Here is a 344-nt window from a genome sequence, read left to right as displayed (position 1 = left end):
TATCGGTCTTTCAGGAGTATTTAGCCTTGGAGGATGGTCCCCCCATATTCAAACAGGATTTCACGTGTCCCGCCCTACTCATTTATCATCTTAATATACCTTTCATATACGGGGCTATCACCCTCTATGGCTGTTCTTTCCAGAACATTCTATTAAATATATAAAGACTTTTGGGCTAATCCGCGTTCGCTCGCCACTACTTACGGAATCTCTTCGATTTCTTTTCCTCCGGGTACTTAGATGTTTCAGTTCTCCGGGTTTGCTCTCCTTGCGGAGTGACTGGTCTTCAACCAGACGGGTTGCCCCATTCGGACATCTGCGGATCAATTCGTGTGTGCCAATCC

General features: G+C 46.2%; 1 rRNA gene. It reads right to left on the bottom strand.

The features are described 5' to 3' along the window. Positions 1-344 (bottom strand): 23S ribosomal RNA (locus tag AB671_RS14290); the annotation flags it as partial.

It is taken from the genome of Chryseobacterium sp. BGARF1 (assembly GCF_001677955.1).
Lineage (GTDB): Bacteria > Bacteroidota > Bacteroidia > Flavobacteriales > Weeksellaceae > Chryseobacterium.
This window is presented reverse-complemented; position numbering and strand designations above follow the sequence as displayed.